The 18,078-nt window shown below is 43.5% G+C and carries 17 protein-coding genes; 7 read left to right on the top strand and 10 right to left on the bottom strand.

The window, feature by feature from the left end:
- Positions 1 to 39 precede the first annotated feature (39 nt).
- Positions 40 to 1,308 (top strand): ATP-dependent Clp protease ATP-binding subunit ClpX, encoded by a 1,269-nt coding sequence (gene clpX, locus MIS45_RS06410; protein ID WP_249445227.1) that lies wholly within the window; start codon positions 40 to 42, stop codon positions 1,306 to 1,308.
- A 56-nt stretch (positions 1,309 to 1,364) separates the two neighbouring features.
- On the opposite strand, the gene MIS45_RS06415 is transcribed toward clpX, so the two are convergent.
- On the bottom strand, positions 1,365 to 2,138 hold the full coding sequence (locus MIS45_RS06415) for an exodeoxyribonuclease III (protein WP_249446370.1): 774 nt from the start codon (positions 2,136 to 2,138) through the stop codon (positions 1,365 to 1,367).
- A gap of 379 nt (positions 2,139 to 2,517) precedes the next feature.
- Here MIS45_RS06415 and MIS45_RS06420 point away from each other — a divergent pair, with 379 nt between their 5' ends.
- A complete protein-coding gene (locus MIS45_RS06420; protein ID WP_249449923.1) occupies positions 2,518 to 4,047 on the top strand; it encodes a DUF4178 domain-containing protein in 1,530 nt (509 codons plus the stop codon).
- A 156-nt stretch (positions 4,048 to 4,203) separates the two neighbouring features.
- Here MIS45_RS06420 and MIS45_RS06425 read toward each other — a convergent pair whose 3' ends face one another.
- The 3 genes from MIS45_RS06425 to MIS45_RS06435 form a co-directional block, all read right to left on the bottom strand.
- A complete protein-coding gene (locus tag MIS45_RS06425; protein WP_249449924.1) occupies positions 4,204 to 5,112 on the bottom strand; it encodes a J domain-containing protein in 909 nt (302 codons plus the stop codon).
- Entirely contained in the window at positions 5,112 to 5,558 is a 447-nt protein-coding gene (gene rnhA / locus MIS45_RS06430; RefSeq protein WP_249449925.1) for a ribonuclease HI, read from the bottom strand. Before rnhA ends, MIS45_RS06425 begins: the two co-directional genes overlap by 1 nt.
- A gap of 123 nt (positions 5,559 to 5,681) precedes the next feature.
- Positions 5,682 to 5,930, bottom strand: coding sequence for an NGO1151 family protein (locus tag MIS45_RS06435; protein ID WP_249445237.1), 249 nt, complete (start codon positions 5,928 to 5,930; stop codon positions 5,682 to 5,684).
- A gap of 68 nt (positions 5,931 to 5,998) precedes the next feature.
- Between MIS45_RS06435 and MIS45_RS06440 the strand changes: the two genes are divergently transcribed.
- Both MIS45_RS06440 and MIS45_RS06445 read left to right on the top strand, forming a co-directional pair.
- Complete coding sequence (locus MIS45_RS06440; RefSeq protein WP_249447878.1) at positions 5,999 to 6,892, top strand: hypothetical protein; 894 nt, start codon at positions 5,999 to 6,001, stop codon at positions 6,890 to 6,892.
- Between the two features lie 342 nt (positions 6,893 to 7,234).
- Entirely contained in the window at positions 7,235 to 7,750 is a 516-nt protein-coding gene (locus MIS45_RS06445) for a hypothetical protein (protein WP_249449926.1), read from the top strand.
- Positions 7,751 to 7,921: 171 nt separating this feature from the next.
- On the opposite strand, the gene ilvA is transcribed toward MIS45_RS06445, so the two are convergent.
- From ilvA to earP, 4 genes are all read right to left on the bottom strand, one after another.
- Positions 7,922 to 9,457, bottom strand: coding sequence for a threonine ammonia-lyase, biosynthetic (gene ilvA, locus MIS45_RS06450; protein ID WP_249449927.1), 1,536 nt, complete (start codon positions 9,455 to 9,457; stop codon positions 7,922 to 7,924).
- 281 nt (positions 9,458 to 9,738) lie between these two features.
- Positions 9,739 to 11,211: a malate dehydrogenase (quinone) gene (gene mqo, locus MIS45_RS06455; protein WP_249449928.1), complete on the bottom strand. Its 1,473-nt coding sequence runs from the start codon at positions 11,209 to 11,211 to the stop codon at positions 9,739 to 9,741.
- Positions 11,212 to 11,283: 72 nt separating this feature from the next.
- Positions 11,284 to 12,222 (bottom strand): ribosome biogenesis GTPase YlqF, encoded by a 939-nt coding sequence (gene ylqF, locus MIS45_RS06460; RefSeq protein ID WP_249449929.1) that lies wholly within the window; start codon positions 12,220 to 12,222, stop codon positions 11,284 to 11,286.
- A 278-nt stretch (positions 12,223 to 12,500) separates the two neighbouring features.
- On the bottom strand, positions 12,501 to 13,667 hold the full coding sequence (gene earP / locus MIS45_RS06465; RefSeq protein WP_249449930.1) for an elongation factor P maturation arginine rhamnosyltransferase EarP: 1,167 nt from the start codon (positions 13,665 to 13,667) through the stop codon (positions 12,501 to 12,503).
- 33 nt (positions 13,668 to 13,700) lie between these two features.
- Here earP and MIS45_RS06470 point away from each other — a divergent pair, with 33 nt between their 5' ends.
- The 3 genes from MIS45_RS06470 to MIS45_RS06480 all read left to right on the top strand — a co-directional run bounded on the left by MIS45_RS06470 (position 13,701) and on the right by MIS45_RS06480 (position 16,678).
- Positions 13,701 to 14,183, top strand: a complete 483-nt coding sequence (locus tag MIS45_RS06470) for a TlpA disulfide reductase family protein (RefSeq protein ID WP_249449931.1) — start codon at positions 13,701 to 13,703, stop codon at positions 14,181 to 14,183.
- A gap of 222 nt (positions 14,184 to 14,405) precedes the next feature.
- Positions 14,406 to 15,998: an inorganic phosphate transporter gene (locus MIS45_RS06475; RefSeq protein ID WP_430472090.1), complete on the top strand. Its 1,593-nt coding sequence runs from the start codon at positions 14,406 to 14,408 to the stop codon at positions 15,996 to 15,998.
- A 62-nt stretch (positions 15,999 to 16,060) separates the two neighbouring features.
- Entirely contained in the window at positions 16,061 to 16,678 is a 618-nt protein-coding gene (locus MIS45_RS06480) for a phosphoribosylanthranilate isomerase (protein WP_249449932.1), read from the top strand.
- 211 nt (positions 16,679 to 16,889) lie between these two features.
- Here the strand turns inward: MIS45_RS06480 and ung are convergent, their stop codons facing one another.
- Entirely contained in the window at positions 16,890 to 17,549 is a 660-nt protein-coding gene (gene ung, locus MIS45_RS06485) for a uracil-DNA glycosylase (RefSeq protein ID WP_249449933.1), read from the bottom strand.
- Positions 17,549 to 18,076, bottom strand: coding sequence for a hypothetical protein (locus MIS45_RS06490; protein WP_249449934.1), 528 nt, complete (start codon positions 18,074 to 18,076; stop codon positions 17,549 to 17,551). The genes ung and MIS45_RS06490 overlap by 1 nt, the downstream gene beginning before the upstream one ends.
- Positions 18,077 to 18,078 lie beyond the last annotated feature (2 nt).

Below are 18,078 nucleotides of genomic sequence, written 5' to 3' on the forward strand. Positions count from 1 at the left end.
CACATCTTATCTATGAAAATATTAAGAGAATAATAAATTATGAGTGAACAAGAAAAAAATTGCTCGTTTTGTGGTAAAACAGAGCAAGAAGTCAATCATTTAATTGAAGGCGAAAGCGATGTCTTCATCTGCAACGAATGCGTAGCAGCTTGCGGTTCACTACTGGTTGCCAACACCACCACAAACAGTCAAGACAATAAAACTGTTGATTTTGATGCAAGCTCTCCTCTACCCACACCAGCCGAGTTGGTTGCACAATTAAACGACCACGTGATTGGTCAAGAACAAGCCAAAAAATCCCTTGCTGTCGCCGTGTACAATCACTACAAACGCTTACGCCAGCCCAATCAAGCGGATAACGTAGAATTATCCAAATCCAATATTTTGCTGATTGGCCCGACTGGTTCAGGCAAAACTTTATTGGCACAATCGTTGGCGCGTAAATTGAACGTGCCATTTGCCATGGCAGATGCCACCACTTTAACCGAAGCGGGTTATGTCGGCGAAGATGTGGAAAACATCATCACTAAATTGTTAGGCAAATGCGAATTTGATGTGGAAAAAGCTCAACGCGGCATTGTGTACATTGACGAAATTGACAAAATTTCACGCAAATCCGACAACCCGTCCATCACGCGCGATGTATCAGGCGAAGGCGTGCAACAAGCCTTGTTGAAATTGATTGAAGGCACCATCGCCAGCGTGCCACCACAAGGCGGTCGTCGCAATCCTAATCAGCAATTTATTGACGTGGACACCACCAATATTTTGTTTATTTGTGGCGGCGCATTTGCAGGATTGGAAAAAGTCATTCGCCAACGCACCGAAAAAGGCGGCATTGGTTTTGGCGCACAGGTTCACAGCAAAGACGATGATGCCAACATTACCGAATTATTTGCCACCGTTGAGCCCGAAGATTTGATTAAATTCGGCTTAATCCCTGAATTGATTGGTCGTTTACCTGTCATTTCTACTTTGGCAGAATTAGATGAAGCCGCGTTAGTCAATATTCTGACCGAACCGAAAAACGCGCTGGTCAAACAATATCAAGCCTTGTTTGCAATGGAAGACACCGAATTATCATTTGACGATGACGCGCTAACAGCGATTGCAAAATTGGCGATGGTACGCAAAACAGGCGCACGCGGTTTGCGTTCTATTGTGGAACGCGCATTGTTGGAAATCATGTATTTGTTGCCCGATTTGAAAGAAGTGAAAAAAGTTGTGGTTACACGCGATGTGATTGAAAACAATCAGACACCAACTTTGCTCAAAGCCGATGGCAGCGTATTTGAATTGAATAAATAATCAAAAAAGGCAGCCTGAAAACTGTGATTTGGTTTTCAGGCTGCCTTTTTTATCAATCAAATATCATAAGCATAATCCACCACCAACGGCGCGTGGTCAGAAAATTTTTCTGCTTTATAAACATGTGCGGCTTGCGCTTTGGCGGCTAAATTGGGCGACACCATATGGTAATCAATCCGCCAACCAACATCTTTTGCGTATGCCTGCCCACGATTGCTCCACCAAGTATAACCCGCCACATCTGGATACAAAGTGCGCCACATATCCACCCAACCCAATTTGGCGATGACATTGCCAATCCATTCACGCTCTTCGGGCAAAAATCCAGAATTTTTCTGATTGCCTTTCCAATTTTTAATATCAATATTTTGATGCGCGATATTCCAGTCGCCGCACACCACCACATCGCGTCCTTCTGCCAACAAATCGCGCAACATCGGATAAAACGCGTCCATAAAACGATATTTCAATTCTTGGCGTTCAGGCGCGGAAGTGCCGCTGGGCAAATACAAAGAAATCACGCTCAATCGTCCAAAATCGGCACGGACAAATCGTCCTTCGCGGTCAAATTCTGCCACGCCCATGCCGATTTGGACGTTATCTGGCGTGCGTTTGCTGTAAATCGCTACGCCGCTGTAACCGCGTTTTTCCGCACAATGCCACACGCCATGCATGCCGTGCGGATTTTGCATATCCGCCGACAAATCCGCTTCTTGCGCTTTTAATTCTTGCACGCAGACAATATCTGCGCCCGATTGCGCCATATATTCCAAAAATCCTTTTTTATACGCCGAACGAATGCCATTGACGTTGGCAGAGATAATTCGCATAAAGATAAACCTTGTGTATTAAATCGCGATATTTTATCGGTTTTCAGGCTGCCTGAAAATTTGTGGCGATTGATTTTATTAAGCGATACGGTTTAACAAGCATGAAATCTTTGCTAAACCCAAATGTTAGGTTTGATTCTTGAATCCAATATTTCTCTTATCGAACAAATATTTATTTTTATTTTAAAAAACTATATTTACAAATTGTCGAATACAAGTATCTAACCTACGATTTTTTCAGGCAGCCTGAATAGGTTTTGTAAAGGTTTCAGCCTGAAAATCACATTTTCCGTGTAAAATAAAGTTTTCAGGCTGCCTTTTAATCATCTAAAATAAATAAGCAGCCTGAAAACATTTTGTAACCGCCCGAAAGTTTGCTATGTCTGAACCTCTATTTCACACCGATTGCCCCAGTTGTGGCGCACCCGTACATGTTCATTCTGCTACCGCTGTAACCGTTGTATGCAGTTATTGCAACAGTATGCTGGTGCGCGAAGACAATAGTCTGACCGATACTGGGCGCGATTCCGCTTTACTCAACGATTTCAGTCCCCTGCAAATCGGCACAATGGGCAAATTTGCCGCGCAAAATTTCAGCATTGTCGGACGTTTGCAAGCCAAATACGATGTAGGCGTGTGGAATGAATGGTACGTTAAATTTGACGATGGTTCAGATGGTTGGTTATCCGAAGCAGGCGATATTCACGTTTTGGTCAAACAAATTCCTACGCCACCGAATACGCCTGAATTTAATCAAATTATTGCAGGCGAAACCACTTTTGATTTTAGCAAACGATTTTTTGCCAGCGATGTACGCGAAATTGTGTTAGAACAAGCTGCGGCACAAGGCGAATTACCTTTCAGGCTGCCTGAAAAATATACCAATCGTGTAGCAGATTGGCGGTGTGAAAGTGCTTTTTTAACATTGGATTATGCGACAACGCCGCCACTCGCTTTTCTCGGCAAAACAGTGCAACTGGCAGAATTATCGCTACAAAATACACGCGATGAAGCCCAAATCCGACAAAGTGCAGGCAGCCTGAAAGGTACGCGACACAGTGAAAATTGCCCAAGTTGTGGTTCGCCTGTTCATTGGATTACAGGTGCAACACAAACTGTCATTTGTCCCAGTTGCAGCAGCGATTTAGACACCAGCGGCAATACTGCTAAATTGATTGAAGCCAATGCCATGCGTCATGCGCAACAGCAGGCACTCACGTTGCCATTGGGTAAACAAGGTAAGATTAACGGCCGGCTGTACATGGTCGTTGGCGCGGTTCGTAAAGAAGAGATTTCTTCGTTAGATGCACGCCGTTTGCTCAATAATGAAAGCGGTGCGGAATATGGTATTTTGCCAGAAGGCTGGTGGGTGGAATATTTGCTGTATTCGCCACGACATGGTTTTAAATGGTTGGTGGAAACGCCTGAAGATGGTTGGAGCGTATCTGAAACATTGACCGATTTCCCACGATTAAACCAATATGGCGAACCGCAAGGTAGTCCAATGTTATATAGCTACGGTGGACGTGTGAGTTATGCCGCAGGTGCATTTTATTGGCATATTCGTGCTGGCGATGTCAATGTTTATCAAGATTATCAGCAAGGCAGTGGGAAGTTATGCAAGGAAATTTCACGCGAAGAATTGGCTTGGAGCAAAAGCACGCCTGTATCATTTAACCAAATCGCCACTTGGTTTAATTTAGATATTAAAGCTAATGCACCGAAATACAATGTCAAAATGACTCCCGACCCTGTATCCCCACAAATGGTTTGGTTGATGATAATTGTATTTGTTATAGTAAACCTACCCGCTTGGATAATGATGGGTGGTGATGATTTATTTTTCTCATTAATCATTTCTTGCATCATTATCAATATATTATGGAAAGGTGGTAATTCGTCAGATTAGTTTAAAAAATAAAAAAATCAATAACTTGCCGAAACGAATAACTCATTACCCATATTTACAGTATTGATTTAATAAACTTATTTTTCAGGCTAGACCTTTGCAAAACCTATTCAGGCAGCCTGAAAAATAGTTTTCAGGCTGCCTTACTTTATTTAATTAATATACAACAGTTGGCGCACGACCTTTTTGCAAATAAATAGTTGCTTCACGCGCTGCACCACTCAAAATAACATTTTCACTATGTAATTCTTCTCCATCATCCAATTGACGATACCGAACGGCATAAGTACCAAAATCCAAATTATCTAACACAATTTGGCTGCGCTCTTTAATAAAAAATGTACGCAAAATCTGTGGATTATCAATCGTATAAAGCTCCGCAAACACATCTGAGGTATTACGAATATTTTCCACTATTACCCTACTTGTGCCATTAATACCACGAACTTGTTCATAGCCATCAATGTAACCTGTATTTTGTGGAAAGGGCATGCCATTAGGTGCTGCAGTTGGACGAACATAAACTGTAGGCGTCATGGTTGTTGACGCAATCATTTGCTGATGACCTATTGACATAGATGTACCATTTGCTAATGCACCCATCATTTCAGGCTGCATTTGTGCATGATTGGCAACAGTTGTATTGGGTACTGATGTAACATCTTGTCGCTGATGAAAAGCATTCACTACTTGCCAACATAACAACGCAGTCAATACAGCGCAAAATGAAACCATACCCATCAAAATTGCTCGTCTTTTCAATACCGAATTACCTTTCAAATCCGACATCATTGCCGATGTATTTTCACGTGCTTTGATGACCAATTGATATTCAGTTTCCGCTTCAATTCGTTCTTGTTCCGCAATCCAACGGTCGTGTTCAGCGCGGCGTTGTGGGTCAGATAACACATCATAGGCGCGGTTGATAATTTGCATGATGCGGTGTGCATCAGGACTGGGGTTGTAATCAGGGTGATATTGTTTAGACAAACGGCGATACGCGCTGCGAATGGTTTCCGCATCAGAATCGCGTGAAATATGTAAATTATCGTAGTGAGTACGCATTATGATGTTGTTCCTACTGCCAAAACGCCTTGATTTGCCAAAGCATCGGCTCGTTCATTTTCAGGGTGTCCCGTGTGTCCACGCACCCACGTCCATTGAATATTGTGTTGCGCCGCTAATGCGTCCAACTTTCTCCACAAATCTTCATTTTTTACAGGCTTTTTAGCGGCGGTTTTCCAACCATTTTTTTTCCAGCCATGTATCCAATTTTCCATGCCATTTTTCACATATTGTGAGTCGGTACAAATAACCACATCGCAGGCACGTTTCAAGCAAGTCAATCCTTCAATAATCGCAGTCAATTCCATGCGATTGTTGGTTGTATCCGCTTCGCCACCAAAAAGTTCTTTTTCATGTGTACCATAACGCAAAACTGCACCCCAGCCACCCACCCCTGGATTGCCTTTGCATGCGCCGTCAGTATACAAATAAACGGTTTTTTCCATTGCGATTCCCCAGCAAAGAGTGTTAAAAGTAGCCAAAATCAGGTAAACTTCGCACCGCGCTACCAAGCTGCACTCGCAGCCTGAAAATACAGCGTATATTTTACACGATGCGTCTCTTTTTTATCAGCGTTTATCGCGGAAAAATTCTTCTACCGCTTCGTGAAATAAATCAGCGTAAACACCATTGGAATAATTCAATTCTGCCACTTCATCTTCAAAGGCAGCCTGAACCGATTCCACCACCGTTTCCGCCAAATCTTGCGGAAGCGCACGCAAAAAACCTTGTAGCGCAACCGCCAACACACGATTTTGCATACGCAACACATCATTGGATTCTTCCAAATAATCCAAGCGTTGTTCCAAATTTTCCATGCTGACAGCCTTTCCTGTTAAAAAGGCAATATTGTAGCAAAAACCACCTTAATACGGACACCTAAATAATGACCCAATTTGATACCCATAGCTCATCTACCATGATTTTTACATTGGAAGATGACCCCGTTGAAACACCAACTCAACCCATTGAAACGCCTTCCGATAATCTCATTGATTTACCCAATGAAATCCAAAACAATGAAGAAACAGAAACCGATTGGGAACGCAGCCTGAAAGAACTTCGCAACCGCAAACAACAAGAAAGCGAAGAAACTTTTGAAGACAATCTATCCAACATAAGCGATATTACTATTGCACCAGCAACCATTCCTGCTGTTACAGAACCCTTAATCACAAGCACAGAATATGCCAAACCAGAACCACAAATTCAACCAGAACCCATGAGTTTTGGTGACCACGAGTTAGACGCCGCCTATCGTGAATTTTTACGTCAAGCCGAAGCCGAACACAATGCTAGCGAAAGCATTGTAGAAGAGGAAATTGATGTTTTAATACAAGAAGATTGGCTCAATGCGCAAAGTGCTTTGCAAAGCGAATACATGCGTAAAAATGCTACACTCAACGAAACCATTGTAATGGAAAATGTTGAACATGAAAGCGATTTGGTTTCAGGCAGCCTGAAAACTGGCAGTACCACATTACCGTCCTACGCCATTCATGTTTATGCCCTACCCGATTTGCCGTCCACTCGCCGCGTACGTGTGATTTCCGAACAAGAATTGATGCAGGGTATTCGTGATAAATTAAAACCGCATTTAAGCAACGCTGTTGCAGGCATGGTTCGTCAAGCCTTGCAACGCAAAATGGCGATGCTCTCGTATGATTTGCAAACCATGTTAAACGAAGAAACGCCGCATGTTGTACAAGATGTGTTAGACCACAATCTTGATGCTATTTTCCGTTCAGTTAAAAATAGTTTGCGTGAACAGAAAAAATAAACCCAAAATGCAGCCTGAAAATGGTTTTCAGGCTGCATTTTGGGTTTATTGCATAAAAAATAACTCAAACCTATTGACACATACCCAATAATCAGCGTAAAGTTACGTCATTCATTTTTATTCATATTGCGAACCTAATCATGAAAAACTTTGTTTCACACGCTACTTATTACTGGTGGTACTGCCCTTCGGAGCGGTACGCTTTTTTGTGCGTGTAAGTTAAGCACACAAACAAAGTTCTTACCGCCCCGATAATCAACATCGTGGCGGTTTTTCTTTATCCATAGCGTAATCGCCCGATGTTTCCCCAATATCCACACAAGATTTCACAAGGAAAACATCATGAAAACCGCTGCTTTACCTCAAACATCTTTTACAGCATCTCATAATCCATTACGCCATTGCTGCTTGATTACCGATGGCAACACCCACCGCAGCGATTTGTGCCGCAACACCATTGGTTTCACACACCCCGATTTAATCAGCGAAGCCATGCTGCCTGAAATTCGCACCGTCGCCATGATGATTGCTGCAATGCGCCACGATTTCACACAACGCAGCCCAGAAACATTTACCGAAGAAGCCGATTGGTTTGCTGCTCGCATTATCGTATTGCGCGCGCGTGCTTTTCATTTAGATGTGCGCTTGAACGATATGTTGCAAATTGCCAACCAACGCGCCCAAGCCTTTGCTGCGGAACATCATTTGCCATTTCAGGCTGCCCAAATTCGCGCCAGTTTGCATCACAAACGCCCTGCCAATATGTTGTTGATGGAATGTGATTTGGCTACTGAAATTCAAGAAAATGTGTTTAGCAATACACAAAATGTGCGTCAAGAAATTCGTTTACATGCATAAATATAGTGGATTCAATTTAAATCAGGACAAGGCGACAGCGACCACCGTGTACACATAGTACATAAGGGGGCTAGCAACGCCGTACTGGTTTAAATTGAATTCACTATATTTTTCAGGCTGCCTATGTTATTTCTACAACATAGGCAGCCTGAAACGTATTAACATTATATTTTATGATGCCAAAAATAAACGATAGGCTTCATTATCTGTTTGTTCTTCAAACGCATAACCCAGATTATCCAAAAATGCATCAAACGCAGCATAATCCGATTTCGGCACATCAATCCCCACCAAAATGCGCCCATAATCCGCGCCATGATTGCGATAATGGAACAAGGTAATATTCCAATCACTTTGCATCTGATTCAAAAATTTCGCCAATGCCCCCGGACGTTCGGGAAATTCAAAACTAATCAACCGTTCATTTTTTACTTTGTGCGTGCGCCCGCCAACCATGTAACGCAAATGTACTTTTGCCATTTCATCGTTACTCAAATCAATGTGTGGCAATTGGGCTGCCTGAAAATCAGCATGAATTTTTTCACGGTCAGATGAGCTAACAGTTTGAATACCAACAAAAATATGTGCCACCGTATCATCGCCATAACGATAATTAAATTCGGTAATATTGCGTGAACCAACCACATTCACAAATTCACGGAAGCTGCCTGCACGTTCGGGAATGGACACGGCAAAAATTGCTTCATGTCCTTCGCTCAATTCGCTGCGCTCGGAAACATGGCGCAAACGGTGGAAATTCATATTTGCGCCCGATGTAACCGCAATCAAGGTTTCATTTGCCACATTATTGCGAGAAACATACGCTTTTAAACCAGCTAATGCCAACGCACCCGATGGTTCGCAAATGCTGCGCGTGTCATCAAAGACATCTTTTAATGCACCACAAACTGCATCTGTATCCACCGTAATAATATCGTCCAATAAATCACGACAGAGTTTAAAGGTTTCCTCGCCGACTAACTTCACCGCTGTGCCATCAGCAAACAAGCCTACATCTTTTAATGCCACGCGCTGCCCTGCAGCGATAGAAACTTTCATCGCACAACTGTCATTGGTTTGCACACCGATGACTTTGATTTCGGGGCGAACTTGTTTGATAAACGCCGCCACGCCCGCCGCCAAACCGCCACCACCAATGGCAACAAAAATAGCATGAATCGGTTTGGCATGTTGGCGTGCGATTTCCATGCCGATAGTGCCTTGTCCCGCAATCACATCGGGGTCGTCAAACGGCGGAATATAGGTCAAACCGCTTTCAGCAACCAATTTCATGGCGTGGTCATACGCATCATTATAGGAAACACCTGCCAAAACCACATTACCGCCACGCGCACGCACGGCATCTATTTTGATTTGCGGCGTGGTTTCGGGCATGACGATGGTGGCGGTGCAGCCCAATTTTTGTGCTGATAAAGCCACACCTTGCGCGTGATTGCCTGCGCTGGCGGTAATCACGCCTTTTTGCAAAACGTGTTCAGGCAGCTTTGCCATTTTGTTGTACGCGCCGCGAATTTTGAAGGAAAACACGGGTTGCAAATCTTCGCGTTTCAAATAAATTTTGTTGTTTAAACGGCGCGATAAATTCGCCGCAAAATCCAACGGTGTTTCATCCGCCACATCGTAAACCGATGAAGTCAAGATGCGTGTCAGATAATCGTGATATTGTGGAAATAAATTAGGATTCATGATTGTGAATGAAGATTATGGTTAGGTTAAAAAAGGATTGAGTTTAGGCGCATCATGCGACAATGGCAAGTCAATATAGCCGTAGAAGTGAAAATGTCATACAAGGAGGCGAACCAACGCTGTAGTACTTTTCAATTTTGTGACTATATCTTATTTTTATGATAAACAATATACAAAGGCAGCCTGAAAACATATTGTTGTTGTGTTTTCAGGCTGCCTTTTAGTTTTTACAGGAAATGTGTAATAGATTGGATTAACACAATAAGCCAGCGTTTGGTACTTTATTCCGTCAATTCCAAAACCGTTTCCGTTTCTTGGCGAACACGCGCCCATAATTCAGGATTATCCGCCAAAGCTTGATGTAAAGACGGCACCATTTCCGCCAATTTATCCACCCATTCATTCAGGCAGCCTGAAAAACATTTTTGCAATACTTCCAACATCGCCGATACTGAAGTAGATGCCCCTGGGCTGGCACCCAATAATGCCGCCAAAGAACCATCAGCCGCCACAATCACTTCTGTGCCAAATTGTAATGCGCCCACTTCTGTTTCCGTGTCTTTGATGATTTGCACACGCTGTCCCGCCGTCAGTAAATCCCAATCTTCATCACGCGCATCGGGGATAAATTCGCGTAATTCCGCCATGCGTTCAGCTTTGGATAGCATGACTTGTCCCAACAAATATTTGGTCAATGCCAAATTTTTCGCACCTGCCGATAACACGGTTGCCAAATTATCCGCTCGCACCGAAGTCAGCAAATCCAATATCGAACCTTCTTTCAAAAATTTTGGCGTAAAACCCGCGAATGGTCCAAACAATAAGGCTTTTTTGCCATCAATAAATCGTGTATCCAAATGTGGCACCGACATCGGTGGTGCGCCCACTTTTGCTTTGCCATACACTTTGGCATGATGTCGCGCCACCACCGTTTCATTGCGGCATACCATAAACAAACCGCTCACAGGAAAACCGCCAATATGTTCGCTTTCTGGCACGCCCGATTTTTGTAAGAGATGCAAACTACCGCCGCCACAACCAATAAACACAAATTTTGCCCGATGTGTTTTCAGGCTGCCTGAACCATCTTGCACGATGATTTCCCATTTGCCATCTGTCGTGCGATTTAAATCTTTTACTGTATGATTAAAATGAATAGCGGTATTATTTTGTTGCAAATAATCAAATAGTTTGCGCGTAATCGCACCAAAATTCACATCGGTACCTGTGTGAATGCGCGTGGCGGCGATGGGTTCGTTGGTGCTGCGATTGTGCATCATCAACGGTATCCATTCGCGCAAAGTGTCGGCATCTTCGGCAAATTCCATTCCTGCAAACAATGGATGTTGCGACAATGCTGCGTGCCGTGTTTTTAAAAAGCGCACATTGTCTGCGCCTTGCACAAAACTGATATGTGGCAAACGGCGGATAAATTCGCGTGGCTGGCTGATGCGTCCGTGTTTGACCAAATATGTCCACATTTGCAGCGATAATTGAAATTTTTCATTGATGTCCACCGCACGATTAATGCTGACGCTGCCATCGGCTTGTTCGGGCGTGTAATTGAGTTCACACAAAGCGGCATGTCCCGTGCCTGCATTGTTCCATTCGTACGAACTTTCTTGCGCGGCGGCAGATAGTTTTTCAAAGACCACCATGCTTTTTTCAGGCTGCAATTCTTTGAAAAATGCGCCCAAAGTGGCACTCATAATGCCTGCACCGATGAGTGCAATGTCGGATTCTGTGGTTTGCATGATTGGGGTTTCCGTATAATAAAAATCGGGTGGATGATAGATGATATCGGGGTTTCAGGCAGCCTGAAAAATTTATTCCTGTGGCTGTTGCCCACTACGCGCCAATTTTTTCGCTTCACGTTCTGCTTTCAGAGCCGCTTCACGTTTACGCGCTTCCTTGAGCCAGCTTTCCCATTGTTTCGGCGTTTCCAGCGTAATGCGCCCAATCGCGCCTTCACGGAAATCGGTCAAAATATTTTCGGCGGCTTTTTGATAATTCACGCGTCCGCCGCCAAGCAATGCGCCGCGTTTTTTCGCAATCCATTCCAGCCACGCCACATCGTCCCAATGGCTAGACGGGTCTTTGTCTGCCGCATAACGCATTTGTAATAAAGGCAAATAATGGCGGCGCAAATAATCCAGCAATTCCAACGCCACTTCCTCCTCGTCCAGCGCATTGCGCCCGACCGCGCCCGAAGCCGCCAAATTGTAGCCACTTTCTTCCACAATAATCTTGGGCCAAAGCATCCCAGGGGTGTCGTACAACCAAAAATCGTCTGCCAAAAACAAACGCTGTTCCGCTTTCGTAATCCCCGGTTCATTGCCTGTTTTGGCGGATTTTTTGCCTATCATGCCATTGATGAGCGTGGATTTGCCCACATTCGGAATGCCGCAAATCATCACACGCAAAGGCTTGTCCAAACCCTTACGATTGGGCACAAGCGCACGACACGCCGCCGTGATTTTCGGCGCGGCAGATTTTTCCGAACTGTCCAGCGCAATCGCGTTGGTGTTGTCCAAAGCATTGTAATGGGCTAACCAAACTGCGGTGCGTTCAGGGTCGGCTAGGTCTTGCTTATTTAAAATTTTCAATTTCGGCTTACCTTTGGCTAATTGCGCCAACAAGGGATTTTCGCTGGAAGCAGGTAAACGTGCGTCCAGCATTTCAATCACCATATCCACTGTTTTAATGCGGTCGGCAATGGCTTTTTTTGCCTTATTCATGTGTCCAGGGAACCATTGGATTGCCATAATGTGTCTTTCTATATTGTTTAATTTAAATGATTTTCAGGCAGCCTGAAAGCGTTTCAGGCTGCCTGAAAAATAAATTAAGCGAATTATAACAATCTCACTTTAAATTGTATATTGTTATTCAAGGATTTAAAGTTTCGTATCGGCAAATAATATAGTGAAGTAAAATAAGAAAGATGCAAGGCGACCACGCCCGCCGTGTACAAATAGTACATAAGGGCGTGGGCAACGAAGCAGATTTCTTATTTTAATTCACTATAAAATGTTTCAGGCTGCCTTTATGGGTTTACCAAACCATCGCATAACCATGCAGCCAAACGTGTAACCGTATCACTTTGCGCCCATAAATACTGCTGCCAAATTTGTGTGATGCGTTGCCATTCGGACAAATCAGCCAGCAAAATCGCCCAATATTCAGCGCGTTGTGCTGCGGATAAAACAGATGCGCCATTTAATTCATTGGACAAAGCAGTCAAGGCAGCCTGAAACGAATTATTGGGAACGTGTTGCCAAAATGTTTGCCAAAATGCGTCCAATTTGTCTAAATGTGCCATTTCGGCTTGCGGATAAATATGCCACAAAAATGGTACAGCGGCGTATTGGGCGCGGATAAAACTGTCTTCGCCGCGTATGATGCTGATGTCGCTTGCCCACAATAATTCGTCAAATTGTTCTTGTGGTACAAAATCTTGACGAATGATTTTCAGGCTGCCTAATGTGTATTCTGTGTCTTGTATTAAGGCATTTTCGGGCAATAAAGCTGCGTTTTTCAGGCTGCTGATGATTTGTGTGCCTGCGGTGCGTAAGATAATCGGGTGTGATTGTGCGGAAAAAATTTCGCACCATTTCACCCAAATTTCGCTGGAATAACCAAATGCGAAAATGCTAATGGGGCTGCCTGAAACAGGTTTTTCAGGCTGTCTTTTTATCCAATCGGCATATTGATTGACATAATTTTGTTCGCGCAATAAACCGCCGCTTTGTGGCACAAATCCCATCTGCCAGAAATATTTTTGGCTACCATCGGCTTGAAAACTGGGCATGGTGTGGGTGCGGATTGCCCAATCTTCTGCGCTTAAATATTCCCAATTCAACCAAATGGGTTTCAGGCTGCGTATCAAATGCAATATATCTTCGGGTAAATCGCAAGCAAACATTTCTATGATGATATTTGGCATGGATGCAGCCTGAAAATCAGCGTATTCGCGTTCGCGCCAATCGCGCAAATGAATATGGCGATATTTGTTTGGTAATTGGGTCGGCGCATCGGGCAAAATGGTTTGCAGTGCGGTTACATCGTCCACAAATAGATAAATTTCCCAGCCCAAGCGTGTGTGCAATTCTTGCGCCAATCGCCATGACACGCCAATATCGCCAAAATTATCAATGACGGTACAAAATAGCCAACATACGGGATTTGTCGTAAAATGCGTGGGAGATGACATAATGCTTTATCGTCCAAGGAAAGGATTAAAAAAATGAAATTATTCAAATTATTAGCAGTTTCTGCTGTGTTGGTAAGCATGCCTGTTTATGCTTCTGATTTTGTTTCGCATAAAGATGATAAACCGCAAACCATGAACCCAACTGCCCAAGTACAAGTGATTAATTTTTGGGCAACTTGGTGTACGCCATGCCGCAAAGAAATGCCTGCTATGAGCAAATGGTTCATGCAAAAAGGCAAACCCAAAGGCGTAGAAATGGTCGGGATTGCTTTGGACAGCAAACCAAATGTGGAAAAATTTTTGCGTACCACGCCTGTGTCATACCCTATTTGGCGATATACAGGTAATAATAGCCGCGGTATGATGAAAACTTATGGTAACACGATTGGTGCCCTGCCCTACACCGTTGTACGCGCGCCAAAATGCAATATACAACAAACTTTGTTGGGCGAAGTAGATGGCGCGAAATTAGACCGTGCTGTTGCGGATATTCAAAGCAAATGTCGCATTAAATAATTTTTCAGGCTGCCTGAAATAAGAATTTTATTGATAATCTGACATTTTTTTGAATGAATTTAAATAGTGCATACAACTCGCAATCATTTTAAAAAAAACATCTTTCAGGCAGCCTGAAAACCCAAACCGAAAATCCAATTAAATATTTGTTAAATTCTATTAAATTTTCTCACATCTCGCGTTATACTGCGCACCTAATTATTTCTCTCACAAGGATGCACTATGCCGAAGGCAAAAACTGCCCCTATGCAACCCATGCCCAAAGCCAATGCTGCTTTTGCTATTTTACTGCTTGGCATGGTTAGTTATTTTATTTATTGGGGATTAGGATACACTCAATATCATCATGTTACGCTGTTTCTCATTGCCACATTATTCGGTGTATTTATGGCGTTTAATATTGGTGGCAATGACGTAGCCAATTCATTTGGTACATCGGTTGGTGCAGGCACCTTGACCGTTACACAAGCTTTATTAATTGCCGCCGTATTTGAAGTGAGTGGCGCAGTTATTGCTGGCGGAGAAGTAACCGAAACCATTCGCAGCGGTATTGTGGATTTGAATGCACTACCACTCAAACCGATTGATTTGATTTTGATTATGATGTCTGCTCTACTATCAGCAGCATTATGGTTACTATTTGCAACCAAAAAAGGTTTACCTGTTTCCACCACTCACGCCATTATTGGTGGCATTGTTGGCAGTTCCGTTGTGTTGGGTTCACAAATTTCCCAAGGCGATGGCAGTGCTTTGGCTATGGTTAAATGGAGTGAGGTGGGCAGAATTGCTGTTTCTTGGGTCTTATCCCCTGCCTTGGGTGGCATGGTTTCTGCGACCATTTTCTATGTCGTCAAACGTCAGGTATTGGATTACAACGTGCGTGTTATCGCACAACTAAAAGCCATTAAAGCAGAAAAAAAAGCATATAAAGAACAACATCGCCAACAATTTGCCGCATTAGATGAACAAGAAAAAATCCAAGTTGCCACCGCAATGGCGCGTGATGCAGAAATTTATGATGAACCCGATTACGACCCCAATGAACTAGAATCGGAATATTACAAAGGTTTGCATGAAATCAACACACGCAAAGATGCGATTGATACTTATCGTGCCTTGTACACATGGGTACCTGCTATTTTAAGCATTGGCGGTATGTTAATTTCTTCCATGTTAATTTTCAAAGGTTTAAAAAACTTGAATTTGGGCATGAGTGCTTTGACCAGTGCATTTTTATTATTAATGATTGGCGCAGGTATTTGGCTCGCCACATTCATGTATGCCAAAAACTTAAAACGCAAAGATTTGGATAAATCTACATTTTTGGTGTTTTCATGGATGCAAGTACTGACCGCCGCTAGCTTTGCATTTAGCCATGGCGCAAACGATATTGCTAACGCGATTGGACCATTTGCTGCAATTATGGATGTCATTCGCAGCAATGATATTAATGCTTCTTCGCCCATGCAACCTGTTGTTTTATTAACATTTGGCGTCGCATTAATTGTTGGCTTATGGTTTGTCGGTAAAGAAGTTATTCAAACAGTTGGTAAAGATTTGGCAGAATTACATCCATCTTCAGGATTTGTTGCCGAATTATCCGCAGCGACCGTAGTCATGGCAGCCAGCGTATTGGGTTTACCCGTATCCAGTACACATATTTTGGTTGGTGCTGTATTGGGTGTGGGCGTTATCAACCGTAATGCGAATTGGAAAATGATGAAACCTATTGGTTTGGCTTGGGTAGTTACTTTACCTGCTGCCGCCATGCTATCCATTTCTAGTTTTTTAATTTTACAAATAATTTTTAAATAAGAAATCAATAGGCAGCCTGAAACCTATTTTCAGGCTGCCTTTTTTAAATTTGAAAGCAAATAATGAAAATTCACACCAAAATATGCGGCATCACTCGCCCAGAAGATGCCATTACCGTCGCCAAATTAGGCGCAGATGCGATTGGCTTGGTTTTTTTTACAGGCAGCAAACGCTGTGTCAATATCGCGCAAGCACAAGAAATTGTGTGCGTTTTACCACCATTTGTTAGCGTGGTTGCCCTATTTGTTAATGAAACTGCCGAGCGCATTCACGACATTTTGACCCAAGTACCGATTGATATTTTGCAATTTCATGGCGATGAATCTCCCAAATTTTGCCGACAATTTCATCGTCCGTATCTCAAAGCGATACGCGTACAACAACCTGACGATATTCAGGCTGCCTTAACCCAGTTTGCCGATGCACGCGCAGTTTTATTTGACGCATTTGTCAATGGCGCATATGGCGGGACAGGGCATACTTTTGACTGGACAATGCTGCCTGAAAATCTACAAGGACATTGGATTTTATCGGGTGGTTTGCATGCCGATAATGTGGCAGATGCGATACGCACAACAGGTGCGTGCGCGGTTGATGTATCCAGTGGCGTGGAGCTTACTGCTGGAATAAAATCGCCCGAAAAAATGGCAGCGTTTATGCGTGCTATTTCTCATCTTTAAAATATATAGGCAGCCTGAAATATAAATTTTTCAGGCTGCCTATATATTAAGAACCTGTATTCACAATCTTAATAACTTGCTTTTATCGCCACTTTATGCGCCTACTGCGTTAACTTTTCATGCCAATATGTTCAATATTGGCATGAAAAGTCGCCTTGTATCCGCAAAAATTGGCAATACAATCAAACAATCAATCTTATGAATACAGGTTCTAAATTTGCCAATCAATCGGTGTTAAATTATGCGCTTGCAAATATGCATTGGTTTGCGAAAAATGTCGGCAACCAAAAAATCCACGATAAGCCGATAAAGGCGATGGATGCGGCGCAGTCAAAACCAAATGGCGCGTGCGGTCAATCATCGCCCCCTTTTTCTGTGCGTGGCTACCCCATAGCAGAAACACCACATTTTCCCGATACTGATTAATTTGCGTAATCACACGGTCGGTAAACATTTCCCAACCCAAATTGGCATGAGAATGCGCTTGATGTGCGCGTACCGTCAAAACTGTATTCAGCAATAACACACCCTGTTCCGCCCAATGTGTCAAACAACCGTGTTGCGGCATCACAAATCCTGCAATATCATCCGATAGCTCTTTGTAAATATTTAACAAAGATGGTGGCGGCTGTATGCCGTGCTGCACCGAAAACGACAAACCATGTGCCTGCCCCACATTGTGATATGGGTCTTGTCCCAAAATCACTACTTTCACATCAGCAAATTCGGTCAATTTAAACGCATTGAACACATCCGCGGCAGGTGGATAAATCACCTGCCCTGCTTCACGCTCTGCCCGAACCGTTTGCAAAATATGTTGAAAATAAGGCTGGGATTTTTCTTCGCCCAAAACATCGTGCCACGTTTGCATCACATTCTACTCAATTCACGTTGCAAGGCTTGGATATTTTGTTGTCTATCCAAAACTGCGCTTTCTAATTGGCGCACACGCGCTTGATGATTGGCATCGTTGGCACTAATCGCACGTCCATCAGCCAATGCTTTTTGCGCAGCAGACAATGCGCTACGTTCATTATCCAACTCCTGCTCCAAAATCGTACGGCGACCGCTGGCACGCGCAGCACTCATTTTGGGAATAGCAGGGGTAGTAGTTGCTGCAACTGCTTGCGGCACAACACGCGGTGCAACAGGTGCGCTACGGCGAACCGTTTGTGTGCGTGCAGGTGCAACCACTTTTTCGCTGTTTTCAGTTGCGGCAACCACTTTACGTTCAGGCGTAATGCTGGTGTAACTGCCAATTTTGCCCGTAATCCGTGCTCTGCCTTCAGTTGCTTTTTGGGGGCTGGACGTATAACAACCTGGCCCACAACTGTAAATTTCTGCGGTCGCCATATGTGATACAGTCAATAAAATCGTACTTAAAAGCAATTTTTTCATAT

Source organism: Wielerella bovis (assembly GCF_022354465.1).
GTDB lineage: Bacteria > Pseudomonadota > Gammaproteobacteria > Burkholderiales > Neisseriaceae > Wielerella > Wielerella bovis.